General features: G+C 66.2%; 19 protein-coding genes. 6 read left to right on the top strand and 13 right to left on the bottom strand.

The genetic code is table 11. From position 1 onward, the window contains the following. Window positions 1–27: 27 nt before the first annotated feature. Window positions 28–903, bottom strand: coding sequence for an EamA family transporter RarD (gene rarD, locus GV068_RS14860; RefSeq protein WP_159699182.1), 876 nt, complete (start codon window positions 901–903; stop codon window positions 28–30). 166 nt (window positions 904–1,069) lie between these two features. On the opposite strand from rarD, the gene GV068_RS14855 reads away from it, so the two are divergent. The 5 genes from GV068_RS14855 (at window position 1,070) to GV068_RS14835 (ending at window position 6,025) form a co-directional block, all read left to right on the top strand. Beyond that, a complete protein-coding gene (locus GV068_RS14855) occupies window positions 1,070–2,947 on the top strand; it encodes a potassium transporter Kup (RefSeq protein ID WP_159699179.1) in 1,878 nt (625 codons plus the stop codon). Between the two features lie 106 nt (window positions 2,948–3,053). Further along, window positions 3,054–3,485, top strand: a complete 432-nt coding sequence (locus GV068_RS14850) for an FKBP-type peptidyl-prolyl cis-trans isomerase (protein WP_159699176.1) — start codon at window positions 3,054–3,056, stop codon at window positions 3,483–3,485. Between the two features lie 137 nt (window positions 3,486–3,622). Beyond that, the gene (locus GV068_RS14845) at window positions 3,623–3,778 is read left to right on the top strand and encodes a hypothetical protein (protein WP_159699173.1); all 156 of its coding nucleotides are present in this window, start codon (window positions 3,623–3,625) and stop codon (window positions 3,776–3,778) included. An 88-nt stretch (window positions 3,779–3,866) separates the two neighbouring features. Further along, the gene (locus GV068_RS14840; RefSeq protein ID WP_159699170.1) at window positions 3,867–4,856 is read left to right on the top strand and encodes a hypothetical protein; all 990 of its coding nucleotides are present in this window, start codon (window positions 3,867–3,869) and stop codon (window positions 4,854–4,856) included. Between the two features lie 83 nt (window positions 4,857–4,939). Continuing rightward, the gene (locus tag GV068_RS14835; protein WP_159699167.1) at window positions 4,940–6,025 is read left to right on the top strand and encodes a PEP-CTERM sorting domain-containing protein; all 1,086 of its coding nucleotides are present in this window, start codon (window positions 4,940–4,942) and stop codon (window positions 6,023–6,025) included. Here the strand turns inward: GV068_RS14835 and GV068_RS14830 are convergent. The 9 genes from GV068_RS14830 to GV068_RS14790 all read right to left on the bottom strand — a co-directional run bounded on the left by GV068_RS14830 (window position 6,022) and on the right by GV068_RS14790 (window position 15,706). Beyond that, on the bottom strand, window positions 6,022–6,474 hold the full coding sequence (locus GV068_RS14830) for a GNAT family N-acetyltransferase (RefSeq protein WP_159699164.1): 453 nt from the start codon (window positions 6,472–6,474) through the stop codon (window positions 6,022–6,024). The genes GV068_RS14835 and GV068_RS14830 overlap by 4 nt on opposite strands. A 36-nt stretch (window positions 6,475–6,510) precedes the next feature. Beyond that, window positions 6,511–7,503 (bottom strand): histone deacetylase family protein, encoded by a 993-nt coding sequence (locus GV068_RS14825; protein ID WP_159699161.1) that lies wholly within the window; start codon window positions 7,501–7,503, stop codon window positions 6,511–6,513. Between the two features lie 22 nt (window positions 7,504–7,525). Then, entirely contained in the window at window positions 7,526–9,121 is a 1,596-nt protein-coding gene (gene gshA / locus GV068_RS14820; protein WP_159699158.1) for a glutamate--cysteine ligase, read from the bottom strand. Window positions 9,122–9,200: 79 nt separating this feature from the next. Beyond that, window positions 9,201–11,015, bottom strand: a complete 1,815-nt coding sequence (locus tag GV068_RS14815; protein WP_159699155.1) for a DUF885 family protein — start codon at window positions 11,013–11,015, stop codon at window positions 9,201–9,203. Window positions 11,016–11,084: 69 nt separating this feature from the next. Continuing rightward, entirely contained in the window at window positions 11,085–11,912 is an 828-nt protein-coding gene (gene prmC / locus GV068_RS14810; RefSeq protein WP_159699152.1) for a peptide chain release factor N(5)-glutamine methyltransferase, read from the bottom strand. Further along, complete coding sequence (locus GV068_RS14805) at window positions 11,909–12,394, bottom strand: disulfide bond formation protein B (protein WP_159699149.1); 486 nt, start codon at window positions 12,392–12,394, stop codon at window positions 11,909–11,911. The genes prmC and GV068_RS14805 overlap by 4 nt, the downstream gene beginning before the upstream one ends. Before the next feature lie 88 nt (window positions 12,395–12,482). Then, window positions 12,483–13,559: a peptide chain release factor 1 gene (gene prfA / locus GV068_RS14800; protein WP_159699146.1), complete on the bottom strand. Its 1,077-nt coding sequence runs from the start codon at window positions 13,557–13,559 to the stop codon at window positions 12,483–12,485. A gap of 81 nt (window positions 13,560–13,640) precedes the next feature. Then, a complete protein-coding gene (gene hemA, locus GV068_RS14795) occupies window positions 13,641–14,918 on the bottom strand; it encodes a glutamyl-tRNA reductase (protein ID WP_159699143.1) in 1,278 nt (425 codons plus the stop codon). A gap of 98 nt (window positions 14,919–15,016) precedes the next feature. Continuing rightward, window positions 15,017–15,706, bottom strand: coding sequence for a response regulator transcription factor (locus tag GV068_RS14790; protein ID WP_159699140.1), 690 nt, complete (start codon window positions 15,704–15,706; stop codon window positions 15,017–15,019). A gap of 219 nt (window positions 15,707–15,925) precedes the next feature. On the opposite strand from GV068_RS14790, the gene GV068_RS14785 reads away from it, so the two are divergent. Then, window positions 15,926–16,438, top strand: a complete 513-nt coding sequence (locus GV068_RS14785) for a hypothetical protein (RefSeq protein ID WP_201303294.1) — start codon at window positions 15,926–15,928, stop codon at window positions 16,436–16,438. 62 nt (window positions 16,439–16,500) lie between these two features. Here the strand turns inward: GV068_RS14785 and minE are convergent, their stop codons facing one another. The 3 genes from minE to minC form a co-directional block, all read right to left on the bottom strand. After that, on the bottom strand, window positions 16,501–16,752 hold the full coding sequence (gene minE, locus GV068_RS14780; protein WP_159699137.1) for a cell division topological specificity factor MinE: 252 nt from the start codon (window positions 16,750–16,752) through the stop codon (window positions 16,501–16,503). 1 nt (window position 16,753) lies between these two features. Beyond that, a complete protein-coding gene (gene minD, locus GV068_RS14775; RefSeq protein ID WP_159699134.1) occupies window positions 16,754–17,569 on the bottom strand; it encodes a septum site-determining protein MinD in 816 nt (271 codons plus the stop codon). A gap of 46 nt (window positions 17,570–17,615) precedes the next feature. Continuing rightward, on the bottom strand, window positions 17,616–18,006 hold a 391-nt coding region (gene minC / locus GV068_RS14770; protein ID WP_159705058.1), incomplete at its 5' end, for a septum site-determining protein MinC.

Here is an 18,006-nt window from a genome sequence, read left to right as displayed (position 1 = left end):
GACAGAACCCGTGCGCGACACAGGACTTTATGACTTGGTGGCGCGGCTTCGCAGCAGCCCTTCGCCGGCAAACAGCGCCAGTGCGGCCCAGATCATCACGAAGCCGACCAGGCGGTCGCTGCTGAAGTGTTCCTTGAACAGCCACACGCCCAGCAGGAACTGCAGGGTCGGCGACAGGTACTGCAGCAGGCCCAGGATCGAGAGCGGGATCTTGCGCGCGCCGGTGGCGAACAGGAGCAAGGGAATCGCCGTCGTGGGTCCGGCCGCCACCAGCAGCAGGCGGGTGGTGTCGGAAGGCGCATTCAGGAAGGCGTTGTCGCCGGTCGCCGTCAGCCAGACGACATAGGCGAGCGCAAACGGAAACAGCACCATGGTCTCGAACGACAAGCCCTCGAGCGCACCCAGCGACGCAGTCTTGCGCAGCAGGCCGTAGCCACCGAAGGAAGCCGCCAGGAACAAAGCGATCCAGGGCACTGAACCCGACTGCCAGGTAAGCCAGCTGACGCCGAGCGCGGCGATCGCGATCGCGGCCCATTGTGCCGGGCGCATCCGTTCTTTCAGCAGCAGGTAACCCAGCATGATGTTCACCAGAGGATTGATGAAGTAGCCGAGGCTGGCCTCGATCACATGGCCACTGGTCACTGCCCAGATATACACCAGCCAGTTCGCGGAGAGCAGCACCGCCGAGGCGAGGAAGCTGGCGAGTACGCGCGGCTGGCGTACCATGGCCAGCCATTTCCATTGACGGCGCAGAAGGAGCACGACCAGCAGGAAGCCCAGCGACCACAGGACGCGGTGCGCAAGGATCTGCATCGGAGGAACGTCTCCGAGCGCATGGAAATAAATGGGAAACAGGCCCCAGCACAGGAAGGCGAGGGCGGCGGACAGGATACCGGAGCGCATGGACAGAGGGGAGGCGATTGCTGGGCTGACATTATCCCTGATGCGCAATATCTCTGCTGGGCAGGCCTGTTTTCCAGCAGGTGTATGATGCAATACGAAATCTTCTTGCAATTTTCTTGTCGTTATTTTATGGTGCAGCGCACCAGAACAGAACAACGGTGCAACCTTGAGTTCAGACAATAAGAAGAGCAGCGTCGCGGCGCTGACCCTGGCTGCCGTCGGCATCGTCTACGGCGATATCGGCACCAGCCCGCTCTATACCCTGCGCGCGATCTTCGACGAAGAACACGGCCTGCCCCTCACCACCCCCAACATCCTCGGCATCATCTCCCTGATCTTCTGGAGCCTGACGATCGTCGTCTCGCTCAAGTACGTCACCCTGGTCCTGCGCGCGGATAACCGCGGCGAGGGCGGGATCATGGCGCTGATGGCGCTGGCCACCAATTCGGTCACCAAGCATTCGCGCTGGTATTTCCCGCTGATGGTGATCGGCGTGCTCGGCGCCACCATGTTCTACGGCGACAGCGTGATCACACCGGCGATCTCGGTGCTGGGCGCGATCGAGGGCCTGGAAGTGGCGGCGCCCGGCATGTCGCACTACGTGGTGCCGCTCGCGGTGGTGGTGCTGGTGCTGCTGTACAGCGTGCAGCGCCACGGCACTGCCGGCATCGGCCGCTTCTTCGGGCCGATCATGCTGCTCTGGTTCATCGCCCTGGCTGTGATGGGCGTCATCAACATCCTCGAAGCGCCCGTGATCCTGAATGCGCTCAACCCCTGGCATGCGCTGCGCTTCATGATGGAAAACCGGCTGCTCGCCTTTGTCGCGCTGGGCGCAGTGGTGCTGGCCATGACCGGCGCCGAGGCGCTGTATGCCGACATGGGCCACTTCGGCCGCAAGCCGATCCGCCTGGCCTGGTTTTCGATCTGCTTCCCGGCGCTGGCGCTGAACTACCTGGGCCAGGGCGGCCTCCTGATCATGCAGCCGGACGCGGTCGAGAACCCGTTCTTCCACCAGCTCGGCACCTGGAGCGTGTTCCCGCTGGTGATCCTGTCGACCATGGCGGCCGTGATCGCCTCGCAGGCGACCATCTCGGGCACCTATTCGATGACCAAGCAGGCGATCGCGCTCGGCCTGCTGCCGCGCATGCGCATCCTGCACACATCGGAAAGCGAGATCGGCCAGATCTACATCCCGGCCGTGAACTGGGTGCAGCTGGCGGTGGTCCTGATCGCGGTGATCGGTTTCGGCTCCTCGGACAACCTGGCCGGCGCCTACGGCATCGCGGTGACCGCCACCATGATGGCGACCACCATCCTGACCTTCTTCGTCACCCGCTACCGCTGGCGCCTGCCGCTGGCCGTGTGCGTGGGCGCGACCGGTTTCTTCCTGGTGATCGACGTGATGCTGTTCTCCTCGACCACGCTCAAGCTGTTCCACGGCGGCTGGTTCCCGCTGCTGCTGGGCACGGTCCTGCTGACCCTGATGCTGACCTGGAAGCGCGGCCGCGAACTGGTGTTCGAGAACCTGGAAAAGCATGCGATCCCGCTGGAAGCCTTCATGGAATCGCTGTTCGTGGCGCCGCCGGCGCGCGTGCCCGGCACCGCGCTGTTCATGCGCGGCGAGAGCGACGGCGTGCCGCACGCCCTGCTGCACAATCTCTCGCACAACAAGGTCTTGCATGAACGCGTCGTGTTCCTGACCGTGCACATCCGAGAAGTGCCGTGGGTGGCGCGCGAGGAACAGGTCGAGGTGGTGGAACTGGGGCACAACTGCTTCCAGCTCAATGTCCAGTACGGCTTCAAGGACGAGCCGGACATCCCCGGCATCCTGCGCCAGTGCTCCGGCCTCGGCTTGAATTTCGAGATGATGGAAACCTCCTTCTTCATCGCGCGCCAGACCGTGATCTCGGCGCCGGGCGGCGGCATGGCGCCGTGGCGCGAACACCTGTACGTGATGATGTCGAGGAACGCGCGGGCGGCGGCCGACTACTACCAGATCCCGCCGAATCGCGTCATCGAGCTGGGCACCCAGGTCGAGATTTAAGCCTTTACAAAAAAATACAAAGGGCGGACACACAGTGATGAATGGCTGAGGTAAGGTGCGGTGTTTCCCCGAATTACTTTTTCCGCATCCCCCTTAAGGACCATCCATGAAGCTGAAGTTTCTCCTGATCGCCGCCTTTGCCACCATCCTCAGCCTGACCGCCTGCGGCGGTGGCGGCGGTGATTCCGGCACCCCGAATGTGAACAATCCTGCTTCGCTGGTGAAGAAGGACGACACCGTCGGCACCGGCGCCGAAGCCGTCTCCGGCAAGACCGCCACCGTGACCTACACCCTGTGGCTGTACAGCGCCTCGGCGGCCGACCACAAGGGCGCCCGCATCGAATCGAACAGCTTCTCGTACAAGCTGGGCACCAATGCCGTGATCCCGGGCTTCGAGCAGGGCACCACCGGCATGAAGGTCGGCGGCAAGCGCACCATCGAAGTGCCGGCCAGCCTGGCCTATGGCGACCGCGGCTCGAACGGCGTCCCGCCCGGCAATGGCCTGGTCTTCGAAATCACGCTGACCAAGGTGGAGTAACGGTGGAGTAACACCACTGCAGGCAAGAGACCGGGGCGCCGCCCCGGTTTTTTTTTGCGCGCACGCCTGCGCTGGCGCACAGGCCGAGTCTGCCCGATGGCGGATGCTGCGGGTCCGACAATGCTGCCTGTGCGCCCATGACCATCTTCTTTTTTCTCACCGAATCCACTCTCGTCACCCACGCCGCCTGCGTGCCGCTGGCCGCCGCGCAAAGCGAGCCGGACGGCTGGCTGCTGCTGGCGGCCCTGGTCGTATGCACGGCCGGGCGCCTGGCAGCGCATCCGCGCAGATGAGATTTTGGACATTGATATTTATCAAACCTGCTGGGCCGGCTATCCGAGATGCTGCAAGTCCCCTTCACTCAAGCATCAAAGCTCAGTCATGCGTCAATCCCTGCTCGCCCTCCTGCTGTCGTCCTCGCTTGTCACCCCGCTCGCCGCACACAGCCAGACCCTCTACAAAATGAGCTTCCTCCCGCCCAACACCACACCCCAGGCCATCGACGCCAGCGGGCGCATCGTGGGCACCGGACCCGTTGGCCGCGGCTTCGTCTGGTCCCAAGGCAGCATGACGACGCTTGGCACGCTCGGCGGCAACGGCAGTTCGGCCACGGCCATTAGCCCGGCCAACCAGGTCGCCGGTTCGTCGGAGACGAAGAACGGCGTGTCGCACGCCTTCGTGTACGGCGGCGGCGCCATGCGCGACATCGGCATGCTGAACGGCCGCCCAAGCTTCGGCACGGCCATCAATGCGAGCGGCCAGGTGGCCGGGTATGCGCTGGACCGCGCCGGCAATGACCGCGCTTTCCTGTACGCCGGCGGCAAGATGAACGCGATTGGCAGCCTCGGCAGCGGCGTAGCGCGCGCGACCGGGATCAACGGCGCCGGCACGGTGGTCGGCGTGTCCTTCCTGCGCGGCTTCACGGCCCAGCGCGCCTTCGTGTATGCCAAGGGCGTGATGAAAGACCTCGGCACGCTCGGTGGCCCGTCGAGCTCGGCCGCCGCGATCAACGAGCGCGGCGACGTGGCCGGCATGAGCTTCGTGAACGCCGACATCCAGCACGCCTTCCTGTACCGCGGCGGCGCGATGCTCGACATCGGCTCCTTCGGCGGCGCCAGCACCGAAGCGCGCTCGCTGAACAATGCGGGGATGGTGGTCGGCTACTCGACCCGCGCCGGCGACCTGCCCGGCGAGAGCTTCTCGCACGCCTTCCTCTACCGCGACGGCGTGATGCACGACCTGAACGACCTGGTCGCCAAGCGCGGCGTCTGGACCGTGCTCGACGCCGTCGGCATCAATGACAGCCAGCAGATCGCCGCCTACGCCTGCACCGACCTGGGCGATTGCCGCGCGGTGCTGCTCGCACCCTGAACCTCGTCCCCGCCTGAGTTATCGCAGACCGCTTTCGCATGTCTGGCCCATGCTTGCGATATCGATAACTCAACGGGGCGATCATGTCGTTAAAGAAAATTGTTCTGCTGGCGCTGCTGGCCAGCCCGCTCGCAGCGCTGGCAGATCCGATCTACGCGCTGTCCTTTCTTCCCGCGGGCTTCGACGCCAAGGCCATGAACAGCGCCGGACGCATCGTCGGTAATACCAGCGCGGGCGCGAGCATCTGGGACGGCAGTGCGCTCATCAATCTCGCGCTCGGCGCCAACAGCTACGCCTTCGCAATCAACGGCCGCGGCGACGTCGCCGGCGCCCTGAACAGCGAATACGGCCAGCCTTTCCTGTACAGCGCCGGCGCGCTGCGCAACGCCGGGCCGGTGCTCGACGAGTTTCAGACCGGGCGCGTCAACGGCATCAACGAGTTCGGCCACGTGGCCGGCGAATACGCCACCTTCGGTGGCGACCAGCACGCCTGGATGGACGCGAACGGCAGCGTCCGGATGCTCGGCACGCTGCGCGGCTGGGAAACCTGGTCCGTCGCGATGTCGATCAACACGCACGGGCAGGTGGTGGGCGGCTCCACCTACGACGGCGCCGACTCGCCCTGGACCGGGCACGCCTTCCTGTACCAGAACGGGACCATGCAAGACCTCGGCAGCCTCGGCGGCTGGGACAGCTTCGCCAACGACATCAACGACGCCGGGCAAGTGGTCGGCTGGAGCACCGACGAAACCGAAGACATGGTGCCCTTCATCTACACGAACGGCAGCATGCGCCATCTCGGCCCCTTCGAGGGCCAGGTCGCCTTCGGCGAGGCGAAAGCCATCAACAACATGGGCATGGCGGTCGGCTGGGCCCGGTATTCCTGGAGCGAGGTGAAGGATGCCTTCCTCTACACCGACGGCCGGATGGCCGACCTGAACCGCCTGGTGCAAGGCGCGGACGGCTGGACGGTGGTGGAAGCCTACGACATCAACGACGCCCAGCAGATCCTCGGCAAGGCCTGCCGCATGGGCGAGTGCCTGTCGGTGCGGCTGGACCTGGTCTCCGCCGTGCCTGAGCCGGGCAGCTACGCGCTGCTGGCGGCCGGACTGGTGCTGCTGGCGGGACGGCGCAGGGCTGGCAGTCGGGAAAGCGTGCGCTTTTCTTAACGCAGCATGTCGATGTGCATGATGCCGTCTTCGTCGTAGGGTGCGGAGACGGTCTCGAAGCCGAAGCTCTGGTAGAAGCTTTCCAGGTACTGCTGGGCGCCGATGCGGATGCGGTGGCCCGGGTACAGCGCTTCGGCGCGCGCGATCCCTTCCGCCAGCAGTTCGCGTCCGGCCCCGCTGCCGCGCGCGGCCTTGGTGGTGATGACGCGGCCGAGCGACATCTCGTCGTACTTCACGCCCGGCCCGAGCACGCGCAGGTAGGCGGCCAGCTGGCGCTTGCCGTCCACCGCGCGCCAGCCGAGCAGGTGGTGCGCCCGCGGGTCGAGGCCGTCGATGTCGGGATAGAGGCAGGTCTGTTCGAGGATGAACACGTCCTGGCGCTGGGCCAGCACCTCGTACAGGTCGGCGGGGGTGAGCTCGTTGAAGTGGGAGAACTGCCAGTCGATCATGGTTGAGCTTGGGTAGGTGCCGCGCGGCGCAATGCCTCAGGCGGCGGTTTCGAAACCTTCGAGGATGTTCACGACGCCGGCGCCGTGGCCGCCCTCGAAAATGAATGTGGTGGGCAAATCGAGGTGGGCGATACGCTCGCCGATGCGTAGGGCGTCGCCGCCCTGCAGGCCGAAGTTCGGGGCGAGGGCGCCCAGCGAGACCACCAGCGCCTCGGGCCGGAACATGGCCAGCTTGACGCAGGCCGTCTCGAGCGCGGCGAACCACTGGCCGCTTTCACAGTCGGCGGGCAAGGGCAGGTTCATGGTGGCGCCGAGGCCTGCGCCCGACCCCTGTTCGCCGGCATGACCGCTGTAGAAGGGATAGGCATGGCGCGGGTCGAGGTGGATCGACACGCACAGCACGTCGGCGCGCGCGTAAAAGATGTCCTGGGTGCCGGCGCCGTGGTGGCGTGCGATGTCGAGGATGGCCACGCGCCCCAGGCCGTCGTCCAGCAGGTGCTGGGCCGCCAGCGCCGCCGTGTTCAGGAAGCAGCCGCCGCCGAAGCCCTCGGCACGCGCATGCTGGCCGGGACGGGTCAGGGCGAAGGTGGCGCGCTCGCCCACGCGCAGCGCGTGCGCGGCATTGATGGCGCAGTCGGCGCCGGTGCGCGCGGCGATCCAGGTGCCGGCGCCAATCGGCGTACGGCTGTCGGACGCGAACAGGCCGAGACGCGCGAAGAAGTCTTCCGGTTCCGGTTCACATGGGGCGCCACGCGCCGGCCACACCGTCGGCAGCAGCTCCTTTGCCGCATGCGCCGGATCGCGCGCGGTCCACTCGCTCCAGGCCGTGCGCAGGAAATGCAGGTAGCGCGGCGTGTGCACCCGCTCGAGCGAGACCAGGGACACGCCGTGCGGCGTGACGATGCGTCCCAGGCCGCGCCGTTCGAACTCCGCCAGCGTCAGCGCGAGCGCGCCGGGCTCGTCGCCCCACGGGGCCGATGCAGCGCTGCCGGCCTGCTGGGCGTGGTGTTCGTTGTAGAACGTGAGCATGCGGCCGGCAGGTAAGCCGTGTTCAGTGGTTACCGCACAGCGTGCTGCTGTTGTAGGCGGCGACGAAATCGTCGAAGCTGCCGGTGTCGACCTGCTCGACGGCGGCCTGCTCGGCCAGCGACTTCTGCGCCATCTCGTCGAACAGCGCTTCCTCGGCCGGCATCAGGGGGCTCTCGCGGAAGCTGGCCGCATGCAGTTCGCTCTGGCGCAAACCAAAAGCGGTGGCCGAGCCGATGCTCCGGATCTCTTCCAGCACGCGTGCCGACGGGGTCAGGGCCGGGTTGATGATCTTGGCCTTCTGCAGGTTGAGCGAGGACTCGTGCACATTGCCCTCGTTGTGCTGGTCGTCCAGCAGCTGCGCCACCGGGCGGATGCGCTCGACCAGTTCCAGCGCCCAGTCCTTGAGCGAGACCTCATTGCCGTCGCGCGTGAGCGTCAGCGCCGGGTCGCGTCCTTCCTTGACGGTGCGCGCGAAGTTGCGCGCGTGGACCTGGCTCTCGTGGGCGCTGATCAGGGGGCTCTCCTCGAAAGCGCAGAACAGCAGGAAGGCGTCGAGGAAGCGGCCGGTCTCCAGGCTGATGCCGACCGGTTCGAACGGGTCGACGTCGAGACAGCGCACCTCGATGTACTGCACGCCGCGGTTGCACAGGGCCTGCACCGGGCGCTCGCCGGTGCGGATCACGCGCTTCGGACGGATCGTCGAGTAGTACTCGTTCTCGATCTGCAGCACATTGGTCGACAGCTGGATCCACTCGCCGTCCCGCTTGGTGCCCAGCGCCTGGTAAGGCTCGTAGGCAGTGTTCACGGCCGCCATCAGGCTGGTGACGTAGCTCTCCAGGCTGTTTTCGTGCGGGCGCAGGCCGGCCTGGGCGTCGTTCTGGTAACCGAGGTCGCTCATGCGCAGGCTGGTCGCGTAAGGCAGGTAGAGCGTGTCCTCGGACAGCGTCTGCAGGCCGTGCGGGCCGCCGCGCAGGAAGCTGGTGGCGAGGGCCGGGGTAGCGCCAAACAGGTACATCAGGAGCCAGCTGTAGCGGCGGAAGTTGCGGATCATCGCAATGTAGCTCTCGGACTGGAAGTCGCGCAGCGCATGGCGGCGTTCCTCATGGATGCCTTCGCTGGCCGCGACCAGCTTCCACAGTTTTTCCGGCAGCGAGTAGTTGTAGTGGATGCCCGAGATGCACTGCATCGCCTTCCCATAGCGCAGCGCCAGGCCGCGGCGGTAGACGTGCTTGAGCATGCCGATGTTGGAGCTGCCGTACCAGGCGATCTCGATCTCTTCTTCCGGAGGCAGTTCGCCCGGCATCGACACGCTCCACAGCATCTCGCCCTTCAGGCGCGCGTGGGCGTAGCGGTGGATCGCGTCGAGGTGGTTCAGCACCACCGAGATGTCGTGTTCGGCCGGGGTGATGAACTCCAGCAGGGCCTCGGCGTAGTCGGTAGTGATCTGTGGATTGGTGAGTGCCGAACCGAGCTCGACCGGGTGCGGGGTGCGCGCCAGGTGGCCCTGCCGGTCCACGCGCAGGGTTTCGCGTTCGATGCCACGCAGGCCCTGGCCGAGCAGGGCGCGATGGTCGTCATCGTCGAGCAGGGCGAGGCGGCGTTGTAATTGGGTCGACACGGGTGTTTCCTTTCTTATACTGCCAATGCGGATTGGAGCAGAGAGTAACCGAAAAACGCGCAGCGCGCCGGGAGGCCCTTCATTCCTCGCCGGTCGTTCCTTCTGCAGTCCCTTTGGCAGCGCTTTTGGCCGGAAGCGCGGCAGGCTCCGGCGCCGGTCGGGCTGCCTTTTTTTCGCTCAGCACCCAGGCCTCGACCTGGCGCTGCAGCAGGTCGAGCGGCAGGGCGCCGCTTTTCAAGACCGCATCGTGGAAGCGGCGCAGGTCGAAGCGCGGACCCAGCGCGGCGCGCGCGCTGTCGCGGAGCAGGACGATGCGCAGCTGGCCGATCTTGTAGCCGAGCGCCTGCGCCGGGCGGGCGATGTAGCGGTCGACTTCGGCCTCGTTGTCCTGGGGCGGATTGGCGGTGTGCGCGTTCAGGTAGTCGATCGCCTGCTTGCGCGACCAGCCCTGGGCATGGATGCCGGTGTCCACCACCAGGCGCGCGGCGCGCAGCATTTCTTCATTGAGCTGGCCGAAGCGCGAGAACGGGTCGTCGAAGAAGCCGAGCAGCGGGCCGAGGCCCTCGGCATAGGTGGCCCAGCCTTCGCCGAAGGCGTCGAACCAGCCGTAGCGGCGGAAGGCGGGCAGGTCGAGGATCTGGGCGCGCGCCACCTGCAGGTGGTGGCCGGGCACGCCCTCGTGCAGGGCCACGCTGTCGATCTGCCAGATCGGGCGCGTGCCCAGTTGCGTAAGGTTGACCACCAGCGCCGCGCTGCGCTCGTCGCTGCCGGCCTCGTAGTAGGCCACCGGCTGGCCGATCCCATCCTGCATCGGCTTGACCGTGATCTCGGCGGTGGGCACCGTGGCGACCACCTTCGGCAGCTTGGCCTTGGCCCGCGCGAGCGCCTTGCGGTAGCGCCCCAGCAGGGCTTCGGGCTGTTCGAAGAACAGGCGCCGGTCGCTGCGCGCGAAGACCAGGAAGCGATCCAGGCCGCCCTTGAAGCCGGTGCGCGGCACCGTTGCTGCCATCTCGGCGCGGATGCGCGCCACTTCCTTCAAGCCGATGGCGTGCACCTCGGCCGGGCTCAGGCCGGTGGTGGTGCTGCTCTTCACCAGGAAGGCATACCAGGCCGCGCCGCCGGGCAGGCTGGACGCGCCGATGGTCTCGCGCGCGGCCCCCAGGTACTCGCTGCGCAGGAAGTCTTCCAGCCGCCACAGGGCAACCGCGGCATTGGCCAGCGCACTGATGCCGTCGTCGACCAGGTCTTCGCGCACGTCAGGGTCGATCGATGCCGGGATGCGCTGGAAAGGCGCATACAGGGGACCTGCGGCCAGGTCTTCGCGCAGGCGTCGCAGCGCGTCCGGCACCGGCGCCATGACAATCTTCGGCACGGTCCAGCCGGCGCGCATCCCGGCGCGCATCTGCTCGATCAGGCCATCGACGTGGGCCGGCAGCGCGCGCAGGCGTCCAAGATAGTTGCGGTAATCCTGCTCGGTGGCGAAGGGCATCTGCGCGACCAGGCGCGGCAGGCGGATCTGCAGGCCGTCCCAGCTGCTGATCGGCAGCGGGTCGAAGGTGGTGAAAGCGGCGGCGGCCAGCTCGCGTTCGCGCGCGGCTACGAACAGGTCGTAGGAGACGCGGTCCTGTCCCTGCAGCTCGCCGCGCTCGAGCCGGCGCGCTTCTTCCAGTACCTGGCGCGCATGCTCGACGGCCGCCGCGCGTGCTTCGAGCGAGGTGTCGGACAGCTGTCCGTCGTAGCGGTGCACGCCGATGCCGGTCGCGTATTCGGGCTGCTGGCGCAGCTGCCATTGCCACTCGCGTTCGAACAGGCGGCGCGCGGACTCGGTCGTCGTGTCGGCGGCGAAGCAAGCGAAGGGAGCGAGCAGGATGATCGAGGCGAACAGTTTGCGCATGCGGTGCCCGTCCGGGCTGGCGGTCAAGGTCTGGTCATTGTAACAACGGCGCCGGGAGCGCCGCGCAGGCTAGGGCAGGCGGCCGCCGCTGACCCGTTCGATGCCGGCCAGGTCGCGCCAGCTCTGGACCTCGCTGAAACCGCGTGCCTGCAACAAGGCGCGCACGGCCTGCGCCTGGTCGTAGCCGTGTTCGAGCAGCAGCCAGCCGCCCGGCGCCAGGTGGGCGGGTGCGCCCTCGATGATGATGCGTAGGGCCGACAGGCCGTCGGCGTGGTCGGTCAGGGCGCCGCTTGGCTCGAAGCGCAGGTCGCCCTCCGACAGGTGGGCGTCGCCGGCCGCGATGTAGGGGGGATTCGAAGCGATCAGTTCGAAATGCTCCTCGCCGACGGCCGAGAACCAGTCGCTGCGCAGGAAGCGCACGCGGGCGCTGTTGCTAGCCGCGTTGGCGCGCGCGATGGCGAGGGCCTCGTCGCTGAGGTCGAGCGCCGTGACGCTGGCGTCACGGCGAGCGTGGGCGCAGGCGACCGCAATCGCCCCGCTGCCGGTGCCCATGTCGAGCAGGCGGCCTTTCTCGGGTAGGCGTTCGAGCGCCAGTTCGACGATCAGTTCGGTGTCGGGGCGCGGGATCAGCACGCCCGGGCCGACCCGGAAGGGCAGGCCGAAGAATTCGCGTTCGCCGACGATGTAGGCGATCGGCTCGCCGTCCAGGCGGCGCTGCACCAGCGCGCCAAGACCCGCCGCTTCTTCTTGCGTGAGCATGCGCTCGGACTGGGTGATCAGGCTAACCCTCGACAGCCCCAGCGCGTGGCACAGCAGGATGCGGTTTTCCAGCGGGTCGAGCGGGAGCGAGAGCTGCAGCTGGCGCAGGCTGGCGCCGGCTTCCACCAATGCTGTCATCGAACTTGCTTGCCCGGCTTGCGGATCAGGACGAAGGCCAGCAGCACGGTCAGCACCACGAACCACACCGCCGACCATTGCGGGATCGCGAGGCCCAGCAGCGAATCGGTGGCGCCTTCGCACAGGCCGTCGGCGCGGAACAGCCAGGGCAGGTATTCGGCGGTAGGGATCTTGTTGAGGATGGTCTCCATCGGATCGATGCCGCAGCTGAAACCCGGATGGGCGATCACCCACAGGTGCTTGCCGACCGCCCACAGGCCGCCCAGCGCCGCCAGCAGCGCCAGGATCGTGCCTTCGCGTACCTTGCCGCTGATCGCCGCCACCAGGCTGGCAATGCCGATCGCCAGGAACATGTAGCGCTGGATGACGCACAGCGGGCAGGGCAGCATCTGCTGGATGTGCTGCAGATAGAGGGCGACCGCGATCAGCGCGAAGCAGATCGAGGAGATGGCGAACAGGATCTGGCGGTTGGAGGGCAGCATCGTTGGATTCTTATAGGTGTTGTTCGGGACGGTGGCCATTCTCGCATGAAGCCTGTGTGGCCACTTAATCTTTGCTTAACCCGGCCGATCAATCCCCCAGCGCCGCCAGCAGCTCCGCCTGGTGCTCCGCCGCCAGCGCATTGGTCAGCTCCGTCAGGTCGCCATCCATGATGAAATCCAGCTTGTACAAGGTCAGGTTGATGCGGTGGTCGGTCAGGCGGCCCTGCGGGAAGTTGTAGGTGCGGATCCGCTCGCTGCGGTCGCCCGAGCCGATCAGGCTCTTGCGGGTGGCCGCTTCCTTCGATTGCTGCTCGCGCAGCTGCACGTCCTTGATGCGCGCCGCCAGCACCTTGAGGGCCTGCGCCTTGTTCTTGTGCTGGCTGCGGTCGTCCTGGCATTCGACCACGATCCCGGTCGGCAGGTGGGTGATGCGCACCGCCGAATCGGTCTTGTTGATGTGCTGTCCGCCGGCGCCGGAAGCGCGGTAGGTGTCGATGCGCAGGTCGGCCGGGTTGATGTTCACGTCCTCGACCTCGTCGGCTTCCGGCATCACGGCCACGGTGCAGGCCGAGGTGTGGATGCGGCCCTGGGTTTCGGTGGCCGGCACCCGCTGCACGCGGTGGCCGCCCGACTCGAACTTCAGCTTCGAGTACACGCCGTTGCCGATGATGCGCACGATGACTTCGCGGTAGCCGCCCAGGTCCGAAGCGGACTCCGACACCACTTCGACCTGCCAGCGGTTGCGCTCCGCGAAGCGGGTGTACATGCGCAGCAGGTCGCCCGCGAACAGGGCCGACTCGTCGCCGCCGGTGCCGGCGCGGATCTCGAGAAAGATGTTGCGCTCGTCGTTGGCGTCCTTCGGCAGCAGCATCTTCTGCAGCTCGAGGTCGAGCGCGGCGAGGCGCGCCTTTGCCGCCTCGATTTCCTCCTGCGCGAACTCCTTCATCTCCGGATCCTGCGCCATCTCTTGCGCCGCCACGATGTCGTCCTGCGCGGCGCCGTACTGTTTATACAAGGCGACCAGCGGCGACAGCTCGGCGTGCTCGCGCGTCATCTTGCGGTAGCTGTCCATGTTGGCGGTGGCGCCTTCGGACATCAGGAGTTCGTCCAGTTCGACGAGTCGATTGGCCAGTTGGTCCAGCTTGGCCAGCATGGATGGTTTCATGGGATTCGATAGAGTCTTGGTAGCCGCGGGGCGGCCGGAACGCGCTCCAGGGAGAAGCGCACGACGAAAGGAGGAGGGCCGCTAACGGCGGCCGCGGAACAGCTGGGGCAGCAGGCTGGCCAGGCGCGCGCGTTCGTCGCCCTGGGCGTGGTGCAGCGCCTGCTGCGGACCGTGCAGGAACTTGGCGGCCAGGCCCCTGGACAGTGCTTCCAGCACGGCCTCGGGATCATCGCCGCGCGCCAGCAGTTTGCGCGCGCGTTCGAGTTCGGCCAGGCGCAGCGCCTCGCTCGACTCGTGCAGGTCGCGGATCACCGGCACCATGGCGCGGTCGCCCACCCAGTGCATGAAGGATTGCACGCGCGTCTCGATGATGGCTTCGGCCTGGGCCACGGCGGCCTGGCGGCTCTCCATGCCGGTCTGCACCACCTGCGCGAGGTCGTCGACGGTGTACAGGAAGACGTCATCCAGGCGCGCGACTTCCGGCTCGATATCGCGCGGCACGGCCAGGTCGACCATGAACATCGGGCGGTGGCGGCGCGCCTTGACCGCGCGCTCGACCAGCCCGAGGCCGATCAGCGGCAAGGTCGAGGCGGTGCAGGAGATCACGATGTCGAATTGGTGCAGGCGCTCGGGCAGCTCGGCCAGGCGGATCGCCGCGCCGTTGTAGCGCGCGGCCAGCGCCTGCCCGCGCTCCATGGTGCGGTTGGCGATGGTGACCGATTTCGGATTGTGGGCCGCGAAGTGGGCGGCGCACAGTTCGATCATCTCGCCGGCGCCGATGAACAGCACGTTCTGGTCGGCGATGCGGTCGAAAATGCGCTGCGACAGGCGCACCGCGGCCGCGGCCATGGACACGCTGTGGGCGCCGATCTCGGTGGTGCTGCGCACTTCCTTGGCCACCGCGAAGCTGCGCTGGAACAGCTGGTGCAGGTAGGTGCCCAGGCCGCCGGCTTCTTCGGCGGTACGCACCGCGTCCTTCATCTGGCCCAGGATCTGCGGTTCGCCCAGCACCATCGAATCAAGCCCGGAGGCGACGCGGAAGGCGTGGCGCACCGCGCTGTCTTGCGGCAGCATATAGAGATGGGGGCGCAGCTCGGCGAAATTCAGGGCGTGGTAGTGGGCCAGGAACTGGCCCGAGGCGTCGAGCGGATTGGCGACATCGCTGGCCGCATACATCTCGGTACGGTTGCAAGTGGAGAGGATCGCCGCTTCGTCGCCGCTGGTGGTCGAGCCCTGGCGCGCGAACCAGCTACGCGCCGCCTGCACCGCCTTGCCGAGCTGGTCAGGCGCGAGCGCCAGCTGCTCGCGCAGCGAGACCGGTGCGGTGGTGTGGTTCAGGCCAACGGCAAGCAGTTGCATGGTGGGACAGGGTCGACGGGGTTGCACCCATTATACCCTTACGCGAGCAGGGTTTCAGAGGACGGCCGGGGCCGGCCACCTCTGTTAGCGCAATACTATTAGGCGCCGAGTTTTTCCAAGCGGTAACCGTAGCTGTAGACCGGCACCAGGCGGAAACCGTTCTCCGGGCGCAGGCTGAGCTTGTTGCGTACGCGCGAGACGTGGGTGTCCATCGTGCGCGACGGCACGTCGGTATCGCGCACCCACACCGATTCGTGGATGTAGGCGCGCGACAGCGGGCGGCCGATGTTACGGAAGAACAGCAGCGCCAGCGAGAATTCCTTCTGGGTGACGTCGATGATCGAACCATCCTTGAGCAGGCGCCCCGGGCGGGTCTCAAAAGTGAAGGGGCCGAACTGCAGCTGCTCGGCGCTGTTCTGCGACGGGTAGGCGCGGCGCAGCAGGGCCGAGACACGGGCCACCAGTTCGCCGCGGCGCAGCGGCTTGACCAGGTAGTCGTCGGCGCCTGCGGTGACGCCGGCAATGATGTCGTCCTCGGCATTGTTACCGACCAGGAAAATGGTCGGCGCGCTCGACGCCAGCTTTTCCTTGGCGCGGCGCAGCACTTCAGCGCCTTCCAGGTCGGGCACGTTCCAATCCATCACGAGCATGTCCGCGTTTTCCTTGCGGACCTGCGCGAGAAATTCCTTGGCGCTGTCGTAGGCGTGACAGGTATGCCCGGCTGCGGTCAGCACCTGGCAAATCAGTTCCGCCTGGCTGCGGTCTTGCTCAAGAACGGCGATCTTCATAGGACATCTACTGTTAAGGTTGCCCATGTAGGAAGCCTCCTACAAGAGTTAAACCGAATATAGCAGACTTTCACAAAATAGCGCTATGGAAAAATAACGAATTTGCTTCTGGGAACTTTCATCTGTTGTGTTAAGGCGAAATGCCAGAGGGCGTTACACTTGTGCTGACGATGTGAATGGGAGGCGATAATGTTGTTTCGACGCAAAAAAAGAGACGTGGTGGCAACAGACTCCAAACTGGAGCCGGTGAGCGGCGCCGAGATCGAGGTGGCGCGCGAGCGCTGCCGCGAGATGGTGCGCAAGCGCGCCCTGGTCTCGGCCGGGGTGGCGGCGGTGCCCTTGCCGGGTATCGACATCGTGTCGGACCTGACCACCTTCACGGTGCTGGTGGAAGAGGTCAACAAGGAATTCGGCCTGAGCCAGCAGCAGATCGAGCGCCTCCATCCGCGCATGCGGGTGCTGGCCTACCAGGCGGCGGCCTCGGTCGGCGGCATGCTCGTGGGTAAACTGGTGACCAGGACCCTGGTGCTGCAGCTGTTCAAGAAAGCAGGGATCAAGATCGCGGCCAAGACGGTGACCAAGGTGGTGCCGATCGCGGGGCAGGTGGCGTCGGCGGCGATCGGCTTCGCGCTATTCCGCAAGATGGGCTACCAGCACGTGGACGCCTGCGCCAAGGTGGCGCGCGAGCTGCAGAAGGCGCGCGTGATCGACATGGGGACGGCCCCGGTCTGAACCACGCTCTATATAAACAAATGCCCGCTCGAAGCGGGCATTTGTTTATCAAGCCGGCGACATCAGGCGTCCGGCAGCACCACGTTCACATCCAGCACTTCCAGGTTGCCCTGGCGATCGAGCGAGATCTTGATGTCGTCCGCACTGACTTTGGTGTACTTCGAGATCACTTCGATCAGCTCGCGGTGCAGGGCCGGCAGGAAGTCCGGGCCGGCGCGGTTGGTGCGCTCGCGCGCGATGATGATCTGCAGGCGTTCCTTGGCCGCTGTCGCGCTCTTCTCTTTTTTGGGAAAGAGGAAGTTTAGGATTGGCATATCACTTGGCTCCAAAGATGCGCGAGAACAGGCCCGGCTTTTCGTAGGTCGTGAAACGCAGCGGGCGGTCTTCGCCCAGGAAGCGGGCGATCACGTCTTCGTAGGCCTCGGCCACGTCGGTGCCCTTGAAGTGGATCGCCGGGTTGCCCTGGTTCGATGCGTGCAGCACCGATTCCGATTCCGGGATGATGCCGATCAGCGGGATGCGCAGGATTTCCTGCACGTCCTGGTAGGACAGCATTTCGTCCGCGTCCACGCGCTTCGGCGAGTAGCGGGTGATCAGGAGGTGCTCCTTGACCGGCTCCGAACCGCTCTGGGCGCGGCGCGACTTGGCCTGGATGATGCCGAGGATGCGGTCGGAGTCGCGCACCGAGGAGACTTCCGGGTTGGTCACGATGATCGCTTCGTCGGCGAAGGTCAGGGCCATCAGCGCGCCGTGCTCGATGCCGGCCGGCGAATCGCAGATGATGAATTCGAAGCCCATCTGCACCAGGTCGTTCAGCACGCGCTCGACGCCGTCTTCGCTCAGCGCATCCTTGTCGCGGGTCTGGGAGGCCGGCAGGATGAACAGGTTGTCGGTGTGCTTGTCCTTGATCAGGGCCTGGTTCAGGGTCGCCTCGCCGTTGATCACGTTGATCAGGTCATAGACCACGCGACGCTCGCAGCCCATGATCAGGTCGAGGTTACGCAGGCCGACGTCGAAGTCGATGACCGCGGTCTTGTGGCCGCGCAGGGCCAGGCCGGAGGAAAAGCTCGCGCTCGAAGTGGTTTTGCCCACACCGCCCTTGCCGGACGTCACAACAATAATTCGTGCCACAAAAAGGTCCTTTACAGTTCTAGCAGTATCTGCGGTCTATGGGTGATCAAGCACGCGACGCCGGCGCCAGCGATGATATATCGAGGCGGTCGCCGACCAGCCGGATTTGCGCCGGCTGGCGCGTCAGGTCGTTCGGGAACCCATCGTCGAAGGTGCGGTACACGCCCGCGATCGACACCAGTTCCGGCTGCATCGACAGGGCGAAGATGCGCGCCTCCGGGTTACCGGATGCGCCCGCCAGGGCCCGGCCGTTCAGCGGCGCATACACGTGGATGCTGCCGTCGGCGATGATTTCCGCGCCATTGTTGACCACCGCGGTAATGATCAGGTCGCTGCCGCGCGCATAGATGCGCTGGCCGGCGCGTACCGGGGTGTCGATGATCATGGTCGACAGGGGAGCCGGCGCGGCCGGGGCCGCCGTCGGGGCCGGGGTGGGC

This window comes from Massilia sp. 9I (genome assembly GCF_902506415.1).
Lineage (GTDB): Bacteria > Pseudomonadota > Gammaproteobacteria > Burkholderiales > Burkholderiaceae_D > Telluria.
This window is presented reverse-complemented; position numbering and strand designations above follow the sequence as displayed.

Bases quoted from the DNA above. Each gene is read 5' to 3' on its own strand.
- rarD (WP_159699182.1), bottom strand. From the start codon at position 903: ATGCGCTCCGGTATCCTGTCCGCCGCCCTCGCCTTCCTGTGCTGGGGC.
- GV068_RS14850 (WP_159699176.1), top strand. From the start codon at position 3,054: ATGAAGCTGAAGTTTCTCCTGATCGCCGCCTTTGCCACCATCCTCAGC.
- GV068_RS14845 (WP_159699173.1), top strand. From the start codon at position 3,623: ATGACCATCTTCTTTTTTCTCACCGAATCCACTCTCGTCACCCACGCC.
- GV068_RS14840 (WP_159699170.1), top strand. From the start codon at position 3,867: ATGCGTCAATCCCTGCTCGCCCTCCTGCTGTCGTCCTCGCTTGTCACC.
- GV068_RS14835 (WP_159699167.1), top strand. From the start codon at position 4,940: ATGTCGTTAAAGAAAATTGTTCTGCTGGCGCTGCTGGCCAGCCCGCTC.
- GV068_RS14830 (WP_159699164.1), bottom strand. From the start codon at position 6,474: ATGATCGACTGGCAGTTCTCCCACTTCAACGAGCTCACCCCCGCCGAC.
- GV068_RS14825 (WP_159699161.1), bottom strand. From the start codon at position 7,503: ATGCTCACGTTCTACAACGAACACCACGCCCAGCAGGCCGGCAGCGCT.
- GV068_RS14815 (WP_159699155.1), bottom strand. From the start codon at position 11,015: ATGCGCAAACTGTTCGCCTCGATCATCCTGCTCGCTCCCTTCGCTTGC.
- prmC (WP_159699152.1), bottom strand. From the start codon at position 11,912: ATGACAGCATTGGTGGAAGCCGGCGCCAGCCTGCGCCAGCTGCAGCTC.
- GV068_RS14805 (WP_159699149.1), bottom strand. From the start codon at position 12,394: ATGCTGCCCTCCAACCGCCAGATCCTGTTCGCCATCTCCTCGATCTGC.
- prfA (WP_159699146.1), bottom strand. From the start codon at position 13,559: ATGAAACCATCCATGCTGGCCAAGCTGGACCAACTGGCCAATCGACTC.
- hemA (WP_159699143.1), bottom strand. From the start codon at position 14,918: ATGCAACTGCTTGCCGTTGGCCTGAACCACACCACCGCACCGGTCTCG.
- GV068_RS14790 (WP_159699140.1), bottom strand. From the start codon at position 15,706: ATGAAGATCGCCGTTCTTGAGCAAGACCGCAGCCAGGCGGAACTGATT.
- minE (WP_159699137.1), bottom strand. From the start codon at position 16,752: ATGCCAATCCTAAACTTCCTCTTTCCCAAAAAAGAGAAGAGCGCGACA.